Origin of the sequence: Streptomyces sp. SAI-127 (genome assembly GCF_029894425.1) — a bacterium.
GTDB lineage: Bacteria > Actinomycetota > Actinomycetes > Streptomycetales > Streptomycetaceae > Streptomyces.
Genome location: NZ_JARXYJ010000001.1, coordinates 7,775,157 through 7,795,127 on the forward strand (window position 1 = coordinate 7,775,157; position 19,971 = coordinate 7,795,127).

Sequence of the window (19,971 nt, forward strand, 5' to 3'; positions counted from 1 at the left end):
TTCGCACACACATGTGAGGTACGTCTCCGATCCTCGCACGCGCCGCTGACAACGGCGTTTGCCGGGTCTGCGGGAAGCGGCAGCAGAGCTTGCGCCTTGTGTGCCGTCGGCAGCGGGCGGGTCTGACTGTCAGTGGGGCGTGGCAGGATCGGGGGCGTGGCAGAGACAGCAGCGAAGAAGACCGACACCAGCCCCGGCGGCAGCCGCCCGCGTCTGATGCTCATGGACGGGCACTCGCTGGCCTATCGCGCGTTCTTCGCGCTGCCCGCGGAGAACTTCACCACCGCGACCGGCCAGCCGACGAACGCGATCTACGGCTTCGCGTCGATGCTGGCCAACACCCTGCGCGACGAGGCCCCCACCCACTTCGCGGTGGCCTTCGACGTGTCCCGCAAGACCTGGCGCTCCGAGGAGTTCACGGAGTACAAGGCCAACCGCTCGAAGACCCCCGACGAGTTCAAGGGCCAGGTCGAGCTGATCGGCGAGCTCCTCGACGCGATGCACGTCTCGCGCTTCGCGATCGACGGCTTCGAGGCCGACGACGTCATCGCCACGCTCGCCACGCAGGCCGAGGCCGAGGGCTTCGACGTGCTGATCGTCACCGGTGACCGCGACTCCTTCCAGCTGGTCAGCGACCACACCACCGTGCTCTACCCGACGAAGGGCGTCTCGGAGCTGACCCGGTTCACCCCGGAGAAGGTCTTCGAGAAGTACGGCCTGACGCCCGCCCAGTACCCCGACTTCGCGGCCCTGCGCGGCGACCCGTCCGACAACCTCCCCGGCATCCCCGGCGTCGGCGAGAAGACCGCGGCGAAGTGGATCAACCAGTTCGGTTCGTTCGCGGAGCTGGTCGAGCGCGTCGAGGAGGTCAAGGGCAAGGCCGGACAGAACCTCCGCGACCACCTGGAGGCCGTCAAGCTCAACCGCCGCCTCACCGAGATGGTGCGCACGGTGGAGCTCCCGAAGGCGGTCACCGACCTGGAGCGCGCTCCGTACGACCGCAAGACCCTCGCGATGATCCTCGACACCCTGGAGATCAGGAACCCCTCCCTGCGGGAGCGCCTCCTGGCCGTCGACCCGGGTGCGGAGGAGGCCGAGGGCGCCCCGGTCGTCGCGCCCGGCGTGGAGCTGGACGGCACGGTGCTCGGCACCGGCGAGCTGGCCGGCTGGCTCGCCGAGCACGGTGCGCAGCAGGCCCTCGGCCTGGCCACCGTCGACACCTGGGCCCTCGGCACCGGCTCGGTCGCCGAGGTCGCGCTCGCCGCGTCCGGCGGTGCGGCCGCCTGGTTCGACCCGTCCCAGCTGGACGAGGCCGACGAGAGGGCCTGGGTCGCCTGGCTCGCCGACGCCGACCGGCCCAAGGTCCTGCACAACGCCAAGGGCGCCATGCGGGTCTTCGCCGAGCACGACTGGAGCGTCGCCGGTGTCGGCATGGACACCGCGCTCGCCGCGTACCTGGTCAAGCCGGGGCGCCGGTCCTTCGACCTGGACGCGCTGTCCCTCGAGTACCTGGGCCGGGAGCTGGCCCCCGCGGCGACGGCCGACGGACAGCTCGCCTTCGGCGCGGACGACGGTGCCGAGGCCGAGGCGCTGATGATCCAGGCCCGGGCCGTGCTCGATCTGGGCTCGGCCTTCGAAAGCCGCCTGGAGGAGGTCGGGGCCGCGGATCTGCTGCGGGACATGGAGCTGCCCACCTCCGCCCTGCTGGCCCGCATGGAGCGGCACGGCATCGCGGCCGACCGGGCCCACCTCGAGGCCATGGAGCAGATGTTCGCGGGCGCGGTCCAGCAGGCCGTGAAGGAGGCGCACGCGGCGGCCGGGCACGAGTTCAACCTCGGCTCGCCCAAGCAGCTCCAGGAAGTCCTCTTCGGTGAGCTGGGCCTGCCCAAGACGAAGAAGACGAAGACCGGCTACACGACGGACGCCGACGCGCTGGCCTGGCTCGCGGCCCAGACGGACAACGAACTGCCGGTGATCATGCTCCGGCACCGTGAGCAGGCCAAGCTCCGGGTGACCGTCGAGGGGCTCATCAAGACGATCGCCGCGGACGGGCGTATCCATACGACGTTCAACCAGACGGTCGCGGCCACGGGCCGTCTGTCGTCGACGGATCCGAACCTCCAGAACATTCCGGTCCGCACCGACGAGGGGCGGGCGATCCGGCGGGGCTTCGTGGTGGGGGAGGGCTTCGAGTCCCTCATGACCGCCGACTACAGCCAGATCGAGCTGCGGGTGATGGCCCACCTCTCCGAGGATGAGGGGCTCATCGAGGCGTTCACGTCGGGGGAGGACCTGCACACGACCGCCGCCTCACAGGTGTTCTCCGTGGAGCCCGGAGGGGTCGACGCGGAGATGCGGCGGAAGATCAAGGCGATGTCGTACGGGCTGGCGTACGGGTTGTCCGCGTTCGGGCTCTCGCAGCAGCTGAACATCGAGGCGGGGGAGGCGCGGGCCCTCATGGACGCGTACTTCGAGCGGTTCGGTGGGGTGCGGGACTATCTGCGGCGGGCGGTCGACGAGGCCCGGGCGACGGGGTACACGGCGACGCTCTTCGGGCGCCGGCGGTATCTGCCCGACCTCAACAGCGACAACCGTCAGCGGCGTGAGGCGGCTGAGCGGATGGCTCTCAACGCGCCGATCCAGGGGACGGCTGCGGACATCGTCAAGATCGCGATGCTCAAGGTGGACGGTGCGCTGCGGGAGGCCGGCCTCGCCTCCCGGATGCTGCTCCAGGTCCACGACGAAATCGTGCTGGAGATCGCGCCGGGGGAGCGGGTGGCCGCGGAGGAGATCGTCCGCCGCGAGATGTCCGACGCCGTGCATCTGAACGTGCCGCTGGGTGTCTCGGTGGGGGACGGGACGGACTGGGAGTCCGCCGCGCACTAGCCTCCGGCGGTTGAGCGGGTTCGGTTTCGGGTGCGGGTTCGGTGGGGGCGGGCGTTGTGCGCAGTTCCCCGCGCCCCTGGGTGCCTGCGGCGGCCCGTTTCGGCTTCGGTGGGGGCGGGTGTAGCGCGTGGGGTTCGGTGGGTGGGTCGGGGCCGGGGTGGGGGGTGTCCGTCCTCGGTCCGGCGGCTCGGTCCCTTGAGTGGTGCCCTGTGACGGACGCCGGCCGCTGCGGGCGGACACCCCCCACCCCGTCCCCTTCCCGCCGTACGCGGCTACCGGCCCGTCGTGGCGCGCGGTGTGGTGACCGGCCCGTCGTGGTGCGCGGCGCGGCGACCGGCCCATCGTGGCGCGCGGTGCGGCGACCGGCCCGTCGAGGCGCGCGAGGTGACGAACAATCCCTCGTGGCGCAGGGTGCGGCGACCGGCCCGTCGTGGTGCGCGAGGTGGCGAACGGTCCCTCGTGGGGTGGGGTGCGGTGATCGGTCCGTCGTGGTGCGCGAGGTGGTGATCGGTCCGTCGTGGCGCGGGTGACTGCAACTCCCCAGGGGCGCGGGGAACTGCGCGACCAGCCCCCACCGGCCCGCACCCGCCCGACAACCCGACCCGGCACCCCCATAGGCGCCCCGCCCAAGCCCAGCGCAGCTGCCCGCGGCCGTCACTCGCCTGGACGTCACAACAACGCCCCCGGCCGCACCCCCGGCCAGGATGCGCTCATGGGTATACGCATGCTCCACCGCCGGACGGCACCCGCACAGGCGTACGCCGCCCCGTCCTCCGCGCAGCGTCCCGTTCCGGCCCACGCGGCCGCCGCAAGCACCGCCCGCATTCCCTACGACCTGGCGACACTCCTGCGCCGAGTCCCGGCACGCTTCACCACTACCGTGCGCCATGCCGCCACAGAGCTACGGCACCGCGTCACCGACGCCGTAGAACAAGAAGAGCCGTCCGGCCATCGGCTCTGGGCCGAGCTGGCGCTCAGTTATCTGGCCCTTGCCCTCACCCTGCTGCCCCGGTCCCGTCCGATGCCCACCATGACGGTGTTCATGGCGACGACGGCGGACATTGTCAGCGAGCGAGCGGGAGGCCGGTCTCTTCCTCGGCATCGGACACCGGGGCCGGGCGCCACAGCCTGACCCCCGCGGCGTACAGCAGTATCCCGAGCACCAGGCCGGCGCCCGCGCCGAAGCAGAGGGTCGGGATCAGTTCCCAGGGCTTCGCGGTGGAGCCCCAGTACGCCCACCACCGCGAGGCCCGCTGCAACGCGCCCACCGTCATGCACCCGCCGATCACGGCCACGGCCCACCACCTGTCCCGCACCGACAGGACAGGGACGCCCCGCGGCTCGGTCGCCACGGGTGCCCGGCGCAGCGCGTACCCGCAGAACACGGCGATCACCACCGCGGCCAGCGCCGAACCGCCGTACTGCAGGTACCAGTACAGAGGCGACCCGGCCACCTCGCGGCCCAGGACGGGGAACAGCCGCATCCCCCACCGGTCGAGATGCGTGAACGCGTCCCACACGACATGGGTCAGTGCTCCGAGGACGGCGGAGGCGTACCAGCGCACGGCCAGTGCCGCAGTCACGCGCGCGCGTGGCGCCCCGCAGCTCAGCAGCGTCGCCACCCCGCCCTGTCGCCCTCGTGGCAGCAGGGCCACCAGTGGTTCTCGCAGCAGCAGCCACAGACCCACCAGTGCCCAGGCGACGAGCACGTCGATCGTGAAGACGCCCGGGAAGGAGTGCGTGACGGTGCCGAACTCCATCGCCCCGGACACCACACTTGCCGCGTAATAGGTCATGTCGGGAGAGAAGGATCCGGCCACGAGCACGGCCGGAACCAGTCGGCCACGCCCGGTTCCGTCGGTGCGTACCGCGGGCAGTACCGCCGCCGCATGGCTCAGGGTGAACGGCAACGGGGCTCCTCGCGGCGGTCGTTGGCCGGGCGGCGGCCCGGGTGATCGGTCCCGTCCAGTATGAGCGACGCGATCCCGCACCGATCGAACATGGCCAACCGGTGAATATCGGGCACGAACCGGTGTCCGTGAAAAGGAAGTTGTCGTAGGGTCACACGGGTCACCGCGCTGGGGAGCTCGGTCGAACGTGCGAATCAGGAATTGCCGCGCGTCTCAGGGGCAACCTCCAGGGTGGCTCGACTGTCACAACCGGACGAGAGCGACAGACGAACAAGGGCGCTCGGGCGTCCACAGGAGGGGTTCACTTTATGGCGGCGCAATTCGGCAGGAGGCTGCGCAAGGGAGCGGTGACCACCGCCGTGGCCGCAGCCGCGGTCGCGGCACTGTCGGCCTCCCAGGCTCCGGGGGTGACGGCCGACGACAACGGCAGATCCACCGCCGCCGACGCCCAGCCCACTCCCGACGCGACCGCCGGTGACAACGGCGCCACCGGCAACTCGCCGTACTACACGGACCTTCCGCCGCTGAACACCCCGAGCCCCGCGCCGACCGACGGCACCTCGACCACCTCTCCGGTCGAGTCCGAGGCGGGCATACCGGCGACCGTCCTCGCCGCCTACAAGAAGGCCGCGGCCGAACTCCAGGAGTCCAAGCCCGGCTGCAACCTGCCCTGGCAGCTCCTCGCCGCCATCGGCCAGGTCGAGTCGGGCCAGGCCCGCGGCGGCCGGGTCGACGCGGAGGGCACCACGACCTCCAAGATCCTCGGCCCCCAGCTCGACGGCAACGGCTTCGCGCTCATCAAGGACACCGACAACGGTGCCTACGACGGTGACAGCGCCTACGACTCGGCCGTCGGGCCCATGCAGTTCATCCCGTCCACCTGGGCGTGGGCCGGCCGCGACGGCAACGGCGACGGCGTGAAGGACCCGAACAACATCTACGACGCCTCCCTCGCCGCCGGGCACTACCTGTGCCGCAACGGCTGGGACCTGTCGACCCAGGGCGACCTGGACAGCGCGGTCCTCAGCTACAACCCCTCGCGGGACTACCTCAACACGGTCCTGTCGTGGCTGGAGTACTTCCGCAAGGGCACCTACGAGATCCCGGACGGCACCGGCACGATCCCGGACAACCGCAGCGACGGCAGCAGCGGCAACAGCGGCAGCGGTGGCTCGAACTCCTCGCCGGCGTTGCCCTCGACGCCGCGCCCGCCGAAGCCGAGCACGCCCGGCTCGCCGAGCCCGACCCCGCCCTCGACCACCCCGCCGTCGTCGGGGACCCCCACCCCTCCGGCCCCGACGACCCCGGTCACGCCCACCCAGTCCGTGGACCACCTGGAGGACTCGGGCACCGCGAAGCTCACCGCCATGGCGGGCGACGCGTTCACCGAGCAGATCAGCACCAAGGCCGAGAACGCCGCCGGCAAGGGCGTCGCCAAGGTCCGGATCCGCTTCACGATCGTCGGCGACACCGACGCCGTCTTCACCGGCGGCGAGAAGGTCGCCACCGCTCTGACGAACAGCTCAGGCGTGGCCACCGCGCCCGCGCTCCAGGCGGGCGAGACCACCGGCGCCTTCACGGTCCGCGCCACTCTCATCGGCCGCACGGTCACCGGCCCGGACTACACGGCCACCGTCACCCAGCGCGTCGCCGACGCCCTCGTGCGCACCAGCGACACCGCGCTGACCTGCACACCGGGCGGCGAGTTCGCCGACGCGGTCCAGGTCAAGGCCACCTACAAGGACGCCGTCGCCGACAAGGTCGCGGCCACCGCCACCCTGATCAAGTCGGCCGACGACGCGACCGAGAACGACAAGGGCCCCTACTTCAAGGACGCCGACGGCAAGACCGTCCGCACCCTGACGGGCCTCACCACGGACGCCGACGGCCTGCTGAAGCTGCCGCAGCTCTACTCCGACGACACCACCGGCACCTTCGTCCTCCGCATCACCACCGCGGGCGGCGCGACGATCGACGTGACGCTGACCGTGGCGGCCGCTGAGACCTCCGCGAGCCCGTCGCCCAGCCCCAGCGCGAGTTCGTAACCACCGGAGCCACCTCGAAGGGCGTCCTTTCCGCCACGGCGGACAGGGCGCCCTTCGTCCGTGCGCGAGCTGTTCTCATCTCGCCCGCCCGTTGCTACGGTGCCGGACCTGACGATGTATCAGTTCCCGTGCGCCGGGAGGTGGATATGCGCGCCCTGATCGCCGCCGCGACCGGTCTGGCCCTCGCGTTCGCGCTGGTCCTCACCATCACCGCACTCGGCACACCGAGCGGCGGGACGTCCCCGAAACCGCTGCTGACCACAGTGCCCGCACACCCGTGACCCCGGGAGGCCGAGATGCGCCGCAAGACCAGCCTGGTCCTGCTCGCCCTCGCCGTGTTCTTCGCGGCGCTGTCCCCGCTGCTGCGCTGGTACGCCTTCCCGCGCCTGGCCAAGATCCCCGCCAACCAGTACCAGGACATGGTCCTCGAGGCGAAGGACGCGACCCTCATCGACTACGGCTCGATGACCGCGAAGAAGGTCCCCAAGGTCACCATCGTGCAGACCCTCAAGGGCAACGTGGAGGCCTCCGAGAAGATCGAGCAGACGGCCGGGAAGGACGTCGTCGTCTGGGACGGACTGTCCTACGTCGTCGGCCCCGACGGCAAGATGGTCTCCAAGATCCCCGAGCGCTACATCTTCGACGCCCACACCCAGGAACCCGTCCACGCCACCGGCGAGATGGTCGACGGCGACCCGGTCAAGCGTGCGGGCATCGAGTTCAAGTTCCCGTTCCTGACGGAGAAACGGGACTACGAGTACTTCGACGCCCAGGCCCGCACCTCGGCCCCCATCCACTACAAGGGCACCCAGACCTTCCGCGGCGTCGACGTCTACTACTTCGAGCAGACCATCCCCTGGACCAAGGTGCCCTTCCCGAAGACCATGCCGGTCCAGGGCATCACCCCCGCGTCCATCGCCAAGACCGGCACCACCCGCTGGTACACCACGGTCCGCAAGTTCTGGGTCGAACCCCTCACCGGCGCCCCCGTCTACGGCGAGGAGCTCCACACGGAGGAACTGCGCGGCGGCACCCTCCTCGGCGGCCGGGACAAGGTGACCGTCTTCGCCGGCGACGTGAAGATGCGCGAGGACTACATCAGGCACACGGTCGACCTGGTCAAGTCGAACCGCACCCTCGTCCTCCTCATGACCTCGTACCTGCCGTGGGGCTTCCTGACCCTGGGCCTCCTGCTGCTGGCACTGTCGCTCTGGCTGGAAGCCCGCAGCCGACGCCCGGCCGCCACGAAGGTCGAGGAACCCGAACCGGTCACGGCCTGAGCCGTGCCTTGGTGTGCCGCGTCGGCTCGGCGCCCGCCGGGTCCTCGGGCCACGGATGCTTCGGATACCGGCCGCGCAACTCCGCCCGGACGCCCTTGTAGCCGTCCTTCCAGAAGGACGCGAGATCGGCGGTGACGGCCGCGGGGCGCCCCGCAGGGGAGAGGAGATGGACGAGGAGGGGCACGCCGGCTATCCGGGGCGACTCCTGCAGCCCGAACATCTCCTGCAACTTCACCGCGAGAACGGGCTGTTCGGGGCTGCCGTAGTCGATCCGGATCCTGGACCCACTCGGTACGGCGATCCGCTCGGGCGCCAGCTCCTCCAGTCGCGTGGCCTCACCGGAGGCCCAGGGGAGGAGCCTTTGCAGTGCCTGTCCGGCGTCGATGCGCGCCAGGTCGGCCCGTCGCCGGGCACGGCTCAGCTCCGGCTCCAGCCACTCGTCCACGCGCGCGTGGAGCGCGTCCTCGGAGACCTCGGGCCACGGGTCGCCCAGGTGGTGGCGCAGGAACGCGAGCCGTTGCCGCAGTACCCCGGCGTCGGGCGTCCACCGCAGCAGCCGTAGCCCTTCCTGGCGGAGCCCTTCGAGAAGTGCCTCGCGTACGAGGACGGCGTCGGCGTCTCTCAACGGCCGTGCCGCGAGCTCGATCGCCCCGAGCCGCTCCACCCGCCGTGCCACGACGTCCCCGTCGGCCCACTGCACCTCCTCGCGCTCGGAATACAGGGAGGCGGCCGCCGACCGGGCCGTGTCCTCGTCGATCACGGCAGCGAGCTGCACACGCGCGTGCCCCTTTCCGACGGGCCGGTCCGCCACGGCGACGGCGAGCCAGGGCGAGCCCCGCAGCGGGGAGCCGTCGGAGAGCTCGGCGCGGGTGCCGGAGGCCATGAGATAGGACCCCGAGTCGGCTCTGGCGACCCGTTCGGGGAAGGCGAGCGCGGCGACGAGACCGTCGTTCCCGGCAGCCGGCTCGGTGAACTCCGCCGAGGCGGACCGCAGCCGCCGTACCTCGGTCCGCCACCGTCCCGCATAGGCGTCACCGCCCCGCCGCGCGGTCCGGACGGCGGCCGCCAGGTCGTCGCCGTACTCCCGCGGCGGCTCCTCCGACAAGAGCGCGACCGTCTCGGCGCCGGCACCCGAGGTGTCCAGCAGCGCCCGCCCCAGCCGGGGATGCAGGCCCAGACGAGCCAGGCGCACACCGCGCGCGGTCGCCCGTCCGTCGGCGTCCACCGCCCCCACGGCCGTCAGCACGCCCCGCGCGGCCGCCATCGCCCCGCCCGGCGGTGGGTCCAGAAGAGCCAGCCCGGACGCGTCCGGATCGCCCCAGCAGGCCACCTGCAACGCGAACGCCGTCAGGTCGGCCACCTTGATCTCCGGCGACGGGAAGCGCGGCAGACGGGCGTCCTCGGCCTCAGCCCAGCACCGGTACACCGCACCCGGCGCCTCACGTCCGGCGCGGCCCGCCCGCTGGCGCCCGGCCGCCTGCGAGGCCCGTACCGTCGCGAGGGCGCTCAGCCCGCGCGCGTGGTCGACGCGCGGCTCCCGGGCGAGCCCCGAGTCGACGACCACCCGCACTCCGGGCACGGTCAGGGACGACTCGGCCACGGAGGTCGCCAGGACCACCCGCCGCCGCTCCCCGCCCGTCAGCACCGCGTCCTGCACGGCCGCCGGAGCCCGGCCGTGCACCTGGAGCACCTCCACGTCACCGAGACCGCCCAACCGGCCGGCCACGCGCGCGATCTCCCCCACGCCCGGCAGGAAGCACAGCACGTCCCCCTCCCGCTCGGACAGCGCCCGCCGTACGACCGACGCCACGTGCGCGAGCAGTGCGGGATCGACGCGCATGCCGTGCGGCGGCCGTACCGGACGGGCCGGTGGCGCCCACACGACCTCCACCGGATGCGGGACACCCTCCGCCTCGACCACGGGCGCGTCCCCCAGCAACCGGGCCCACCCCTGCGCGTCGGTCGTCGCGGACGCGGCCACCAGCCGCAGCTCCGGCCGCAGGGCCTGCCGTACGTCCCACAGGAAGGCCGCCGTCGTGTCCGCGTCCAGGTGCCGTTCGTGGCACTCGTCGATCACCACCACGTCGACGCCCGCCAGCTCCTGGTCGCGCTGGAGCCGCTGGAGCAGCACGCCCGTCGTGACGACCTCCACGCGCGCGTGCCGTCCGACCACCCGCTCGCCGCGCACGCTGTAGCCGACGCTGCCGCCGACCTTCTCACCCAACAGCCACGCCATCCGCCGGGCCGCCGCGCGGGCGGCGATCCGGCGGGGCTCGGCGACGACGACCTTCCGCGCGGGTGCGTCCGAGTCCAGCAGGCCGGCGAGGGCCAGCGGCACGAGGGTCGTCTTGCCCGTGCCGGGCGGCGCGACGAGGACGGCCGTTCCGTGGCCTTCCAGGGCGTCGCGCAGCGCGGGCAGGGCGCCGCGTACGGGAAGGGAGTCCAGGGCGTCGTAACGGATCACGCCCCCAGTGTCGTACGACTGCCGGAACGCCTCAGTCGCGCTCGCACACGAAGATCGCACTCCCGGGGATCAGATTCCCGCGCAGCGGAGACCAGCCGCCCCACTCCGAGGTGTTCCACACCGGCCACTCCGGCTCCACCAGGTCGACCAGGCGGAAGCCGCCGGCGACCACGTCACGCACCCGGTCGCCGATCGTGCGGTGGTGCTCGACGTACACCGCGCGGCCCTGCTCGTCCTGTTCGACGTAGGGCGTGCGGTCGAAGTAGGAGGCGGACACGGAGAGGCCCTCGGGGCCGGGCTCGTCCGGGAAGGCCCAGCGGATGGGGTGGGTGACCGAGAAGACGAAGCGGCCGCCCGGGCGCAGGACGCGCCGCACCTCCTTGAGGACCAGTACCGGGTCGGCGACGAACGGCAGCGCGCCGTACGCCGAGCACGCCAGGTCGAACGAGGCGTCCGCGAAGGGCAGCGCGCCCGCGTCGGCGCACACCAGGGGGAAGGACGTACCGATGCGCAGGGCGTGCTGGAGCTGGCGGTGGGAGATGTCCAGGGCGACCGGGCGGGCGCCCTGCGCCGCCAGCCAGCGCGCGCACTGGGCGGCGCCGGCGCCGATCTCCAGGACGTCCCTGCCCTTGAGGTCCTCGGGCGGGCCCAGCAGCTCGGCCTCCACCTCGTCGAGACCCTCGGGGCCCCACACGAAGCGGTCGTCGCCGAGGAACGTGCCGTGCTCGACCTGGTACTCGTCCGCGTTGCGGTCCCACCAGCCCCGGTTGGCCCGGGAGCTCTCGGTGACGTCCGCGTCACGCCGGGTGGCCTGCGACTCCGCGTCCGGACCCGTCTCCTGCTGGTGTGATGCGGGCTCTTGGATGATCGGCTCCCTCGTATTAGTCTGCGGGCTCTTCCGGCGGACCGTCGTGACGACGTCACGAATGGGACGTCGGCGGGTCCGCGTGGCCTCGTGAGACTGGTTTTCTGCCGGGTATGCGGCGATCCGCCCCGGGTGTGCGCCTTCGCGCATTGACCCTGTCCGGCTGCCCCCGTATGCTACAAGTTGCGCTGCGGGCCTGCGCTCCTCAGACGTAGCAGGCTGCGCTCGCATCTGTTGTATGTCCCCTCGGTTGTCGAGGCGCCACCATTGGTTGTGTGGCGCTTCCTTGGCTGTCCGGCTTCTTCAGAGCGAAACAGGCTCCCGGCGTAAGCAGTACCTACGACTCACTGTCCGTACCGGAGCCCTTTCCCACATGACGAGCAGCACCGAGACCACCTCTACCACTCCGCAGGTAGCGGTCAACGACATCGGTAACGAGGAAGCCTTCCTCGCCGCGATCGACGAGACGATCAAGTACTTCAACGACGGCGACATCGTCGACGGCGTCATCGTGAAGGTCGACCGGGACGAGGTCCTGCTCGACATCGGTTACAAGACCGAAGGCGTTATCCCGAGCCGCGAGCTCTCCATCAAGCACGACGTCGACCCCAACGAGGTCGTCGCCGTGGGCGATGAGATCGAGGCCCTCGTTCTCCAGAAGGAGGACAAGGAAGGCCGTCTGATCCTGTCCAAGAAGCGCGCTCAGTACGAGCGTGCCTGGGGCACGATCGAAAAGATCAAGGAAGAAGACGGCATCGTCACCGGTACCGTCATCGAGGTCGTCAAGGGTGGTCTCATCCTCGACATCGGCCTCCGTGGCTTCCTGCCGGCCTCCCTCGTCGAGATGCGCCGCGTTCGCGACCTCCAGCCTTACGTGGGCAAGGAGCTCGAGGCCAAGATCATCGAGCTGGACAAGAACCGCAACAACGTGGTCCTGTCCCGCCGTGCCTGGCTCGAGCAGACCCAGTCCGAGGTTCGCCAGACGTTCCTCACGACCCTCCAGAAGGGTCAGGTCCGCTCCGGTGTGGTCTCCTCGATCGTCAACTTCGGTGCCTTCGTGGACCTGGGTGGCGTCGACGGACTGGTCCACGTCTCCGAGCTCTCCTGGAAGCACATCGACCACCCGTCCGAGGTTGTCGAGGTCGGCCAGGAAGTCACCGTCGAGGTTCTCGACGTCGACATGGACCGCGAGCGTGTCTCCCTGTCGCTGAAGGCGACCCAGGAAGACCCGTGGCAGCAGTTCGCCCGGACCCACCAGATCGGCCAGGTCGTGCCCGGCAAGGTCACGAAGCTGGTTCCGTTCGGTGCGTTCGTCCGCGTGGACGAGGGCATCGAGGGTCTGGTCCACATCTCCGAGCTGGCCGAGCGCCACGTGGAGATCCCGGAGCAGGTCGTCCAGGTCAACGACGAGATCTTCGTCAAGGTCATCGACATCGACCTCGAGCGCCGTCGCATCAGCCTCTCGCTGAAGCAGGCCAACGAGGCGTTCGGTGCCGACCCGGCCTCGGTCGAGTTCGACCCGACCCTGTACGGCATGGCCGCGTCGTACGACGACCAGGGCAACTACATCTACCCCGAGGGCTTCGACCCCGAGACCAACGACTGGCTCGAGGGCTACGAGACCCAGCGCGAGGCGTGGGAGCACCAGTACGCCGAGGCGCAGACCCGCTTCGAGCAGCACCAGCAGCAGGTCATCAAGTCCCGCGAGGCCGACGCGGCTGCTGCCGCCGAGGGCGGGGACGCCGCGGGTGCGGCTCCGGCCGCCGGTGGCGGCGGTGGCGGTGGCGGTTCGTACTCCTCCGAGGGTGCGGACACCTCCGGCGCGCTGGCTTCGGACGAGGCGCTTGCCGCGCTGCGCGAGAAGCTGGCCGGTGGGCAGAGCTGAACGCCCACTGAGCAGTAGCTCTTGACTGAGGGACCGTACCTTTCGGGGTGCGGTCCCTCAGCGTTTGTCCGACGGGCGGTGGGGGCTTGTCGCGCAGTTCCCCGCGCCCCTGTCATGAAAAGGCCGTAAGAGAGGGCCTGATCAAGCGTCGGGGTGGGAATGCCGCTGTTCCAGGGCGTGTTGAAGCGTATGAACACGAGGAGGAGCGGTCACAGTGCTTGATCCGCAGGGTTTGTACGCATGGGAGCCCAAGGGGCTCGCCGTTGTAGACATGGCGCTCGCCCAGGAGTCGGCCGGCTTGGTCATGCTCTACCACTTCGACGGATACATCGACGCGGGCGAGACCGGCGACCAGATCGTCGACCGGCTGCTCGACTCGCTGCCCCACCAGGTCGTCGCCCGTTTCGACCACGACCGGCTCGTCGACTACCGCGCCCGCCGTCCGCTGCTCACCTTCAAGCGTGACCGCTGGACGGAGTACGAGGAGCCCACGATCGACGTGCGGCTCGTCCAGGACGCCACCGGAGCGCCCTTCCTGCTGCTCTCGGGGCCGGAGCCGGACGTGGAGTGGGAACGCTTCGCCGCCGCCGTCCAGCAGATCGTGGAGCGGCTCGGCGTCCGGCTGTCCGTGAACTTCCACGGCATCCCGATGGGCGTCCCGCACACCCGCCCCGTCGGCCTCACCCCGCACGGCAACCGCCACGACCTCGTCCCCGGCCACCGCAGCCCCTTCGACGAGGCACAGGTGCCCGGCAGCGCCGAGGCCCTGGTCGAGTACCGGCTCATGGAGGCCGGTCACGACGTCCTGGGCGTCGCGGCGCACGTCCCGCACTACATCGCGCGCTCGACCTACCCGGACGCGGCCCTGACCGTCCTGGAGGCCATCACGGCCGCCACCGGCATGGTCCTGCCCGGCATCGCCCACGCCCTGCGCACCGACGCCCACCGCACCCAGACCGAGATCGAGCGCCAGATCCAGGAGGGCGACGAGGACCTCGTGGCCCTCGTCCAGGGCCTCGAGCACCAGTACGACGCGGCGGCGGGCGCGGAGACCAGGGGCAACATGCTGGCCGAGCCGGTGGACATTCCGTCGGCGGACGAGATCGGCCTGGAGTTCGAGCGCTTCCTGGCGGAACGAGAAGGCGACAACTGAGGCACGCGCCCCAGGTTTCCTTCCGTACCACCCCTACACCGGCCCCCGAGCGGAGCGTCTAGGCTTCCGGTCATGCTGAAGGTGGGCCTGACCGGCGGTATCGGCGCCGGCAAGAGTGAGGTGTCGAGGCTCCTCGTGGACCACGGCGCCGTCCTGATCGACGCGGACCGCATCGCGCGCGAGGTCGTCGCGCCGGGCACGCCCGGCCTCGCCGCGGTCGTGGCGGCCTTCGGTGAGGACGTACTCGCCGAGGACGGCGGCCTCGACCGCCCCAAGCTGGGCTCCATCGTCTTCGCCGACCCGGACCGGCTCGCCGTACTGAACTCGATCGTGCATCCGCTGGTGGGCGCCCGCTCCCGCGAGCTCGAATCCGCCGCGGCCGAGGACGCCGTCGTCGTCCACGACGTCCCGCTCCTCGCGGAGAACGCCCTCGCGCCGCTCTACGACCTCGTGGTCGTCGTCGACGCGAGCCCCGAGACCCAGCTCGACCGGCTCGTCAGGCTGCGCGGCATGTCCGACCAGGACGCACGCGCGCGTATGGCCGCCCAGGCGACACGCGAGAAGCGCCTGGAGATCGCGGACGTCGTGATCGACAACGACGTACCCCTGGAAGAGCTGCGGCGACGCGTGCAGGAGGTATGGGGCGAACTCGTACGCCGGGCACGCGCGTCCCGGACGTCTCAGGAATAGCGTCCCCCTGTCCGGGCGTTGAACCCTTCCAGTGAGGGAAGGACTTTGCCGTGCCCGAGACCAGCGGATCGACCGGACGTACTCCGGAGACCCATGTCATCGACTACCGCGCAGCGGAGCAGTTGCTCTCCGCGCGGGACCCGCGGGGCGCGGTGAAGCTGCTCGACTCCGTCATCGCCGCCCACCCGGAGAACACCGCGGCCCGGCTGCTGCGCGCGCGGGCCTTCTTCGCCGCCGCGCAACTGCGGCCCGCCGAGCTGGAGTTCACCATCGTCCTGGAGCGCGAGCCGGACAACGCCTTCGCCCACTTCGCACTCGCCCGCACCTATGAGCGACAGGGCCGGCCCGACCAGGCCAGGCGTCACTTCAGGCTGGCGGCCGCGCTGGACCCGAAGCCGGAGTTCCTGAAGGCGGCGCGGTTCGACACCTGAGCGTGTCGGCCCGCTACCCGCGTCGGTTTTCCGGCGGGCGGTACGGCGGGACGTCGGGACCCGGCTGATAATGCGGGCCCTGCCGGATGTGCCGGAGGATCATCGCCATGTCGGCGGTGATCACCAGCCACAGCACTCCGCAGGCGATCGCCCACCCGGGGCGGCCCGCCAGCGCGAACGCGGCCGTACCGAAGACCGCCCAGACCACCCCCCACACGCTCAGCCAGAACCGCATGCGCAGTGCACTGCGCGCTGTCGTCGGCTCACTGCCCGTACGCATCGGGATCACCACTCCTCCCTTGCAACGTACTCTTCGGAACGGACGTTGACCAAAGGGCCGAAGAGGGGGGTCACCGCGTGCTTCCGGACGCCGACGAACTGGCCGAGGTGCTGGTGGAACTCGCTGTACCGCACGAGGACGTGGGCGAACTCGTACGGATGGGCCGACGGGTCATGGACGACCCGGAGCTGCAGCGGTTCCTGGAACACTCCGTCGACGAACTCGTCCGGGACATGGGCAGGGCCGACGACCCGGTCGTCCTGCCCGAGCTCGACTGGCCGGCCGGCGCCCTCCAACGCTGCTTCCCCGTCTACGTGTTCGTGGCGGCGCTGCCCCACACGCACGCGTACCACCGCTCGCGCGGCATCCCGGCCGAGGTGTCCCGGCGCACCCTCGCCGACCTCGGCCGGAACATGGCCGTGCACCGCAGGCGGTACGGCAGGACGGGCGTGGAGTCACCGCGCTGGCTGACCCGGCACTCCCGGGGCGAGCTGTACCAGCTGGGGCGACTCCAGTTCGAGCGGACGCGGTACGGGCCGTGGAACAGCCGGACGCTCACGGCCGCCGGACTGGACATCGCCCCCGGCACGCCCTGTCTGAGCCTGCACATCCCCGACTTCCTCGGCCCGCTGTCACCGGAGGCCTGCGATCGCTCGCTCGCCCTGGCCGCCGAGTTCTTCGCCCGGCATTTCCCGGAGGAGCCGTATGGTGCCGCGCTGTGCCATTCCTGGCTGCTCGACCCGCAGTTGAAGGGGTATCTGCCCGCGGACTCCAACATCGTCCGGTACCAGGAGCGCTTCCGGCTGGCCCCCGAGGACCCGCAGCCGGAGGACGCCGAGCCGGTGCAGTTCGTGTTCGGGGATCCGGAGCTGTCGGTGGAGAGCCTGCCGAGGCGGACGGCGCTGGAGCGGGCCGTCGGTGATCATCTGCGGGCGGGCGGGCACTGGTACATCGGGCACGGCTGGTTTCCCCTGTAGTTCAGGTGCTTTGGAGTTCGGGCCCTTCAAGTCGCGGGCTCCCTTTGCCACCCGGACGGGTGAATCTGTGCGAGTCGGGAACGGCCGTGCGGACACGGGCCGTTGGATGGGCATGGAGCTGAGGATGCGAGCGGGACATCAGGGGACGGGACCTGGGGCGATCACCCCGGACGGGTGCGCGGTCGAGCTCTACTCGAGGCTGCGGATCGGGCCGGAGCCGGACATCATCGCCGGGGCGGTGCCCGCGGGGGCGCACATCCTGGAGCTGGGCTGTGGTGTGGGGCGCATGACCCGTCCGCTGCTGGAGCGGGGTTTCACGATCACGGCGGTGGACGAGTCCCCCGACATGCTGGAGCGCGTGCGCGGGGCACGGACGATATGCGGCACGATCGAGGACCTCGACCTGGGCGAGACGTTCGACGTGGTGATGCTCGCGTCGTTCCTCGTGCACCACGGCGACCTGCAGGTGCGACGCGGGATGCTGCGCACCTGTGCCCGGCACGTGGCGGCGGGCGGCAGTGTACTGATCCAGCGCGAGGGCGAGGACTATCACTCCGATCTGCCGCGCGAGCGCAGCGAGATGGGGGTCCCCCCGGCCGAAGGCTGGGGGAGGGTCGACCCCAGCGGTTACACCGTGCGGATCGTCTCCTCGGAGCCGGTGGCAGAGGGCGTGAACTCGGTGTACGCGGAGTACGAGTTCCCGGACGCGACCTGGACCCAGACGTTCCAGTCCCGCCCACTGACGAAGGAGCAGTTCGAGGAGGCGCTGGCGGAGGCGGGGTTGAAGGTGGACCGGTATCTGACGGAGGACCGGATATGGGTGCGGGCGGTGGCGGCCTGAAGGAAAAGGTTGTGGAGCGGCGATGAGTTCGGGTGCGGGTGCGGGTCTACCTCTGCGACAGCAACACGGACCGCTTCCCACAGGAGACCCCGATGTCCGAGACCACCGTCCCCGTCACCCGTACCGCCGCTTCCTCCGCCGCCGCCCCTGTCATCGCCGAGTCCTCGACCGTACGCGGCCGCCGGGCCCGGATCGCCCTGCGCACCCTGCAGGTCGTGCTCGCCCTCTTCTACGTCGTCGCGAGCGCGCTCCCCAAGCTGATCGCGCACCCCTCGGCCGCCGAGGGCTTCGACAAAATGGGCTGGGGCAGCGCGGGGATGTACATCATCGGCGTGCTCGAACTGGCCGGTGGGATCGCCCTGTTGATCCCGGTGCTGCAGTCGGTGGCGGCCATGGCGCTGAGCGGGCTGATGGTCGGCGCGTTCGTCGTCCAGCTCACCTACTTCGACGGGGAGAACGCGGCGACTCCGCTCATCCTGATCGTCCCGCTCGCCCTGATCGCCTGGGCCCGGCGCCGGCACAACGCGGACCTGCTGCGACTGGTGCGACGACGGGCGTGAGGAGAGCCGCCCCACGGCCACCACCGTGAGGCCGGTGCCCTGCCCTTCGGGAGGGGACCGGCCTCACGGTGGTGGCCGACGGTTGCTTGTCCGCCGACGCCGGAGCAGCGTCCTGTTGCGCCTCAGCGTCCGGTACTGCCCGAGTGGCCGCCCCTGTTCGAGCGTCTGTCCCGGTCGGAGCGGCGTGCCCCGCCCGGACTGTCGGGGCTGCCCGAGCCGTCGGGCCCACCGGAGCCGGCGATCGCGTCCCGGTCGCCGAATCCCTCCGAGCCGCTGTGCCCGCCCGGGCCGCCGAAGCGGGTGCGGCGGTTGCCTTCCGTGAGGCCGCGCAGGCGTTCCAGCTCGCGGCGGTCGCGCTTGGTCGGGCGGCCGGTGCCGCGATCGCGGAGGCCGGCGGGGGCGACGGCCGTGCGAGGCGGGGGCGGAGGAGAGTTGTCGACGTAGCACTGAACGGCCACGGGGGCGCCGACCCGCTTGCGGATCAGACGCTTGACGACGACGATCCGCTCCCGGCCCTCCTGGCGGACGCGCACCTCGTCGCCGACGCGCAGGGAGTGGGCGGGCTTCACGCGCTCGCCGTTCACCTGTACATGCCCGCCCCGGCATGCGGTGGCTCCGGCGGAACGGGTCTTGAACAGCCGGACGGACCAGATCCAGCTGTCGATCCGCACGCTCTCGCCGTTCTGCGGCCCGGCGGCCTCCGCGGCGGCGACCGCGGCGGCGATCTTCGGGTCCGGTGCCTCGGGGGCCGTGCGGCCGGGGTCGGCGACCTTCGCGTCAGGAGCCTCGGCCGTCGTTCCGGCCCGGCCCGTCCCACCGGTCTCGTTGTCGTCCGTACGTTCCACAGCCATGGCTCCGACCTTAGTACTCGGGGCCGTGTACGCCGGGTGGGTTTTCCGGGCGGCGCCCGGAGTGGTGGCCGGCCCCCACGCTCACGGCTCGGACGTGCCCGTACCGTGGAACGATGAACGCCCTCGCCGATCTCGACCGCCGGATCGCGGGCTGTCGCGCCTGCCCGCGGCTGGTCGACTGGCGGGAGGAGGTGGCCCGCACCAAGCGTGCCGCGTTCGCCGACTGGACGTACTGGGGGCGCCCGGTGCCCGGCTTCGGGCCGGCGGACGCGCGGATGCTGATCGTCGGGCTCGCGCCGGCCGCGCACGGCGGGAACCGTACCGGGCGGATGTTCACCGGTGACCGTTCCGGGGACGTGCTGTACCAGGCGCTGTACGACATCGGGCTCGCCTCGCAGCCGACCGCCGTGACCGCGGACGACGGCCTGGAGCTGTACGGCGTGCGGGTCACCTCGCCCGTGCACTGTGCCCCGCCCGCCAACAAGCCCACCCCGGGAGAGCGCGACACCTGTCGGCCCTGGCTGGTCCAGGAGCTGAACCTGCTGCGGCCCACGCTGCGGAGCGTGGTCGTGCTGGGCGCCTTCGGCTGGCAGGCGGCGCTGCCCGCGTTCGCGGAGGCGGGCTGGACCGTGCCCCGGCCGCGGCCCGCCTTCGGACACGGCGCGCGCGTCCCGCTCGACGGCCTCGAGCTCTTCGGCTGTTTCCACGTCAGCCAGCGCAACACCTTCACCGGCAAGCTCACGCCCGGGATGCTGCGGGACGTGCTGCGCACGGCTGCCGAGACGGCAGGACTGCCTGGTCGCACCGCCGAAAACCGGACGACGAGAGCGCCGTACGACGGTTAGGGTCGCCG

General features: G+C 71.3%; 17 protein-coding genes. 12 read left to right on the forward strand and 5 right to left on the reverse strand.

The features are described 5' to 3' along the window. Nucleotides 1–156 precede the first annotated feature (156 nt). Nucleotides 157–2,886 (forward strand): DNA polymerase I, encoded by a 2,730-nt coding sequence (gene polA / locus M2157_RS35710; protein ID WP_280867277.1) that lies wholly within the window; start codon nucleotides 157–159, stop codon nucleotides 2,884–2,886. 1,064 nt (nucleotides 2,887–3,950) lie between these two features. Here polA and M2157_RS35715 read toward each other — a convergent pair. Beyond that, nucleotides 3,951–4,796: a DUF4184 family protein gene (locus tag M2157_RS35715; RefSeq protein ID WP_280867278.1), complete on the reverse strand. Its 846-nt coding sequence runs from the start codon at nucleotides 4,794–4,796 to the stop codon at nucleotides 3,951–3,953. A gap of 308 nt (nucleotides 4,797–5,104) precedes the next feature. Between M2157_RS35715 and M2157_RS35720 the strand changes: the two genes are divergently transcribed. The 3 genes from M2157_RS35720 (at nucleotide 5,105) to M2157_RS35730 (ending at nucleotide 8,121) form a co-directional block, all read left to right on the forward strand. Beyond that, a complete protein-coding gene (locus tag M2157_RS35720) occupies nucleotides 5,105–6,841 on the forward strand; it encodes a lytic transglycosylase domain-containing protein (protein WP_280867279.1) in 1,737 nt (578 codons plus the stop codon). A gap of 146 nt (nucleotides 6,842–6,987) precedes the next feature. Next, complete coding sequence (locus M2157_RS35725) at nucleotides 6,988–7,122, forward strand: SPW_0924 family protein (protein ID WP_280856930.1); 135 nt, start codon at nucleotides 6,988–6,990, stop codon at nucleotides 7,120–7,122. Between the two features lie 15 nt (nucleotides 7,123–7,137). Further along, on the forward strand, nucleotides 7,138–8,121 hold the full coding sequence (locus M2157_RS35730; protein WP_280867280.1) for a DUF3068 domain-containing protein: 984 nt from the start codon (nucleotides 7,138–7,140) through the stop codon (nucleotides 8,119–8,121). Here M2157_RS35730 and hrpB read toward each other — a convergent pair. Together hrpB and M2157_RS35740 are read right to left on the reverse strand one after the other, a co-directional pair. After that, on the reverse strand, nucleotides 8,111–10,585 hold the full coding sequence (gene hrpB, locus M2157_RS35735; RefSeq protein WP_280867281.1) for an ATP-dependent helicase HrpB: 2,475 nt from the start codon (nucleotides 10,583–10,585) through the stop codon (nucleotides 8,111–8,113). The two genes, M2157_RS35730 and hrpB, sit on opposite strands and share 11 nt — an antisense overlap. Before the next feature lie 31 nt (nucleotides 10,586–10,616). Beyond that, nucleotides 10,617–11,600 (reverse strand): class I SAM-dependent methyltransferase, encoded by a 984-nt coding sequence (locus M2157_RS35740; protein ID WP_280856927.1) that lies wholly within the window; start codon nucleotides 11,598–11,600, stop codon nucleotides 10,617–10,619. 223 nt (nucleotides 11,601–11,823) lie between these two features. On the opposite strand from M2157_RS35740, the gene rpsA reads away from it, so the two are divergent. From rpsA to M2157_RS35760, 4 genes are all read left to right on the forward strand, one after another. Further along, nucleotides 11,824–13,335 carry a 30S ribosomal protein S1 gene (gene rpsA / locus M2157_RS35745; RefSeq protein ID WP_069763109.1) on the forward strand — a complete coding sequence of 504 codons (1,512 nt, stop codon included), beginning with the start codon at nucleotides 11,824–11,826 and terminating at the stop codon, nucleotides 13,333–13,335. A gap of 214 nt (nucleotides 13,336–13,549) precedes the next feature. Continuing rightward, nucleotides 13,550–14,488 carry a PAC2 family protein gene (locus tag M2157_RS35750; protein ID WP_266525392.1) on the forward strand — a complete coding sequence of 313 codons (939 nt, stop codon included), beginning with the start codon at nucleotides 13,550–13,552 and terminating at the stop codon, nucleotides 14,486–14,488. A gap of 72 nt (nucleotides 14,489–14,560) precedes the next feature. Continuing rightward, on the forward strand, nucleotides 14,561–15,178 hold the full coding sequence (coaE, locus tag M2157_RS35755) for a dephospho-CoA kinase (RefSeq protein ID WP_280856926.1): 618 nt from the start codon (nucleotides 14,561–14,563) through the stop codon (nucleotides 15,176–15,178). 50 nt (nucleotides 15,179–15,228) lie between these two features. After that, the gene (locus M2157_RS35760) at nucleotides 15,229–15,609 is read left to right on the forward strand and encodes a tetratricopeptide repeat protein (RefSeq protein WP_057618417.1); all 381 of its coding nucleotides are present in this window, start codon (nucleotides 15,229–15,231) and stop codon (nucleotides 15,607–15,609) included. Between the two features lie 13 nt (nucleotides 15,610–15,622). Here the strand turns inward: M2157_RS35760 and M2157_RS35765 are convergent, their stop codons facing one another. Beyond that, nucleotides 15,623–15,889 carry a DUF6343 family protein gene (locus M2157_RS35765; protein WP_280856925.1) on the reverse strand — a complete coding sequence of 89 codons (267 nt, stop codon included), beginning with the start codon at nucleotides 15,887–15,889 and terminating at the stop codon, nucleotides 15,623–15,625. Between the two features lie 77 nt (nucleotides 15,890–15,966). Here M2157_RS35765 and M2157_RS35770 point away from each other — a divergent pair, with 77 nt between their 5' ends. From M2157_RS35770 to M2157_RS35780, 3 genes are all read left to right on the forward strand, one after another. Then, the gene (locus M2157_RS35770) at nucleotides 15,967–16,866 is read left to right on the forward strand and encodes an acyltransferase domain-containing protein (RefSeq protein WP_280867282.1); all 900 of its coding nucleotides are present in this window, start codon (nucleotides 15,967–15,969) and stop codon (nucleotides 16,864–16,866) included. Nucleotides 16,867–16,990: 124 nt separating this feature from the next. Continuing rightward, nucleotides 16,991–17,707 (forward strand): class I SAM-dependent methyltransferase, encoded by a 717-nt coding sequence (locus tag M2157_RS35775; protein ID WP_280856923.1) that lies wholly within the window; start codon nucleotides 16,991–16,993, stop codon nucleotides 17,705–17,707. 92 nt (nucleotides 17,708–17,799) lie between these two features. Continuing rightward, a complete protein-coding gene (locus M2157_RS35780; protein ID WP_280867283.1) occupies nucleotides 17,800–18,267 on the forward strand; it encodes a DoxX family protein in 468 nt (155 codons plus the stop codon). Nucleotides 18,268–18,389: 122 nt separating this feature from the next. Here the strand turns inward: M2157_RS35780 and M2157_RS35785 are convergent, their stop codons facing one another. Beyond that, entirely contained in the window at nucleotides 18,390–19,118 is a 729-nt protein-coding gene (locus tag M2157_RS35785) for an RNA-binding S4 domain-containing protein (RefSeq protein WP_280856921.1), read from the reverse strand. A gap of 113 nt (nucleotides 19,119–19,231) precedes the next feature. On the opposite strand from M2157_RS35785, the gene M2157_RS35790 reads away from it, so the two are divergent. Next, nucleotides 19,232–19,963, forward strand: coding sequence for a uracil-DNA glycosylase (locus tag M2157_RS35790; RefSeq protein WP_280856920.1), 732 nt, complete (start codon nucleotides 19,232–19,234; stop codon nucleotides 19,961–19,963). Nucleotides 19,964–19,971: the final 8 nt, after the last annotated feature.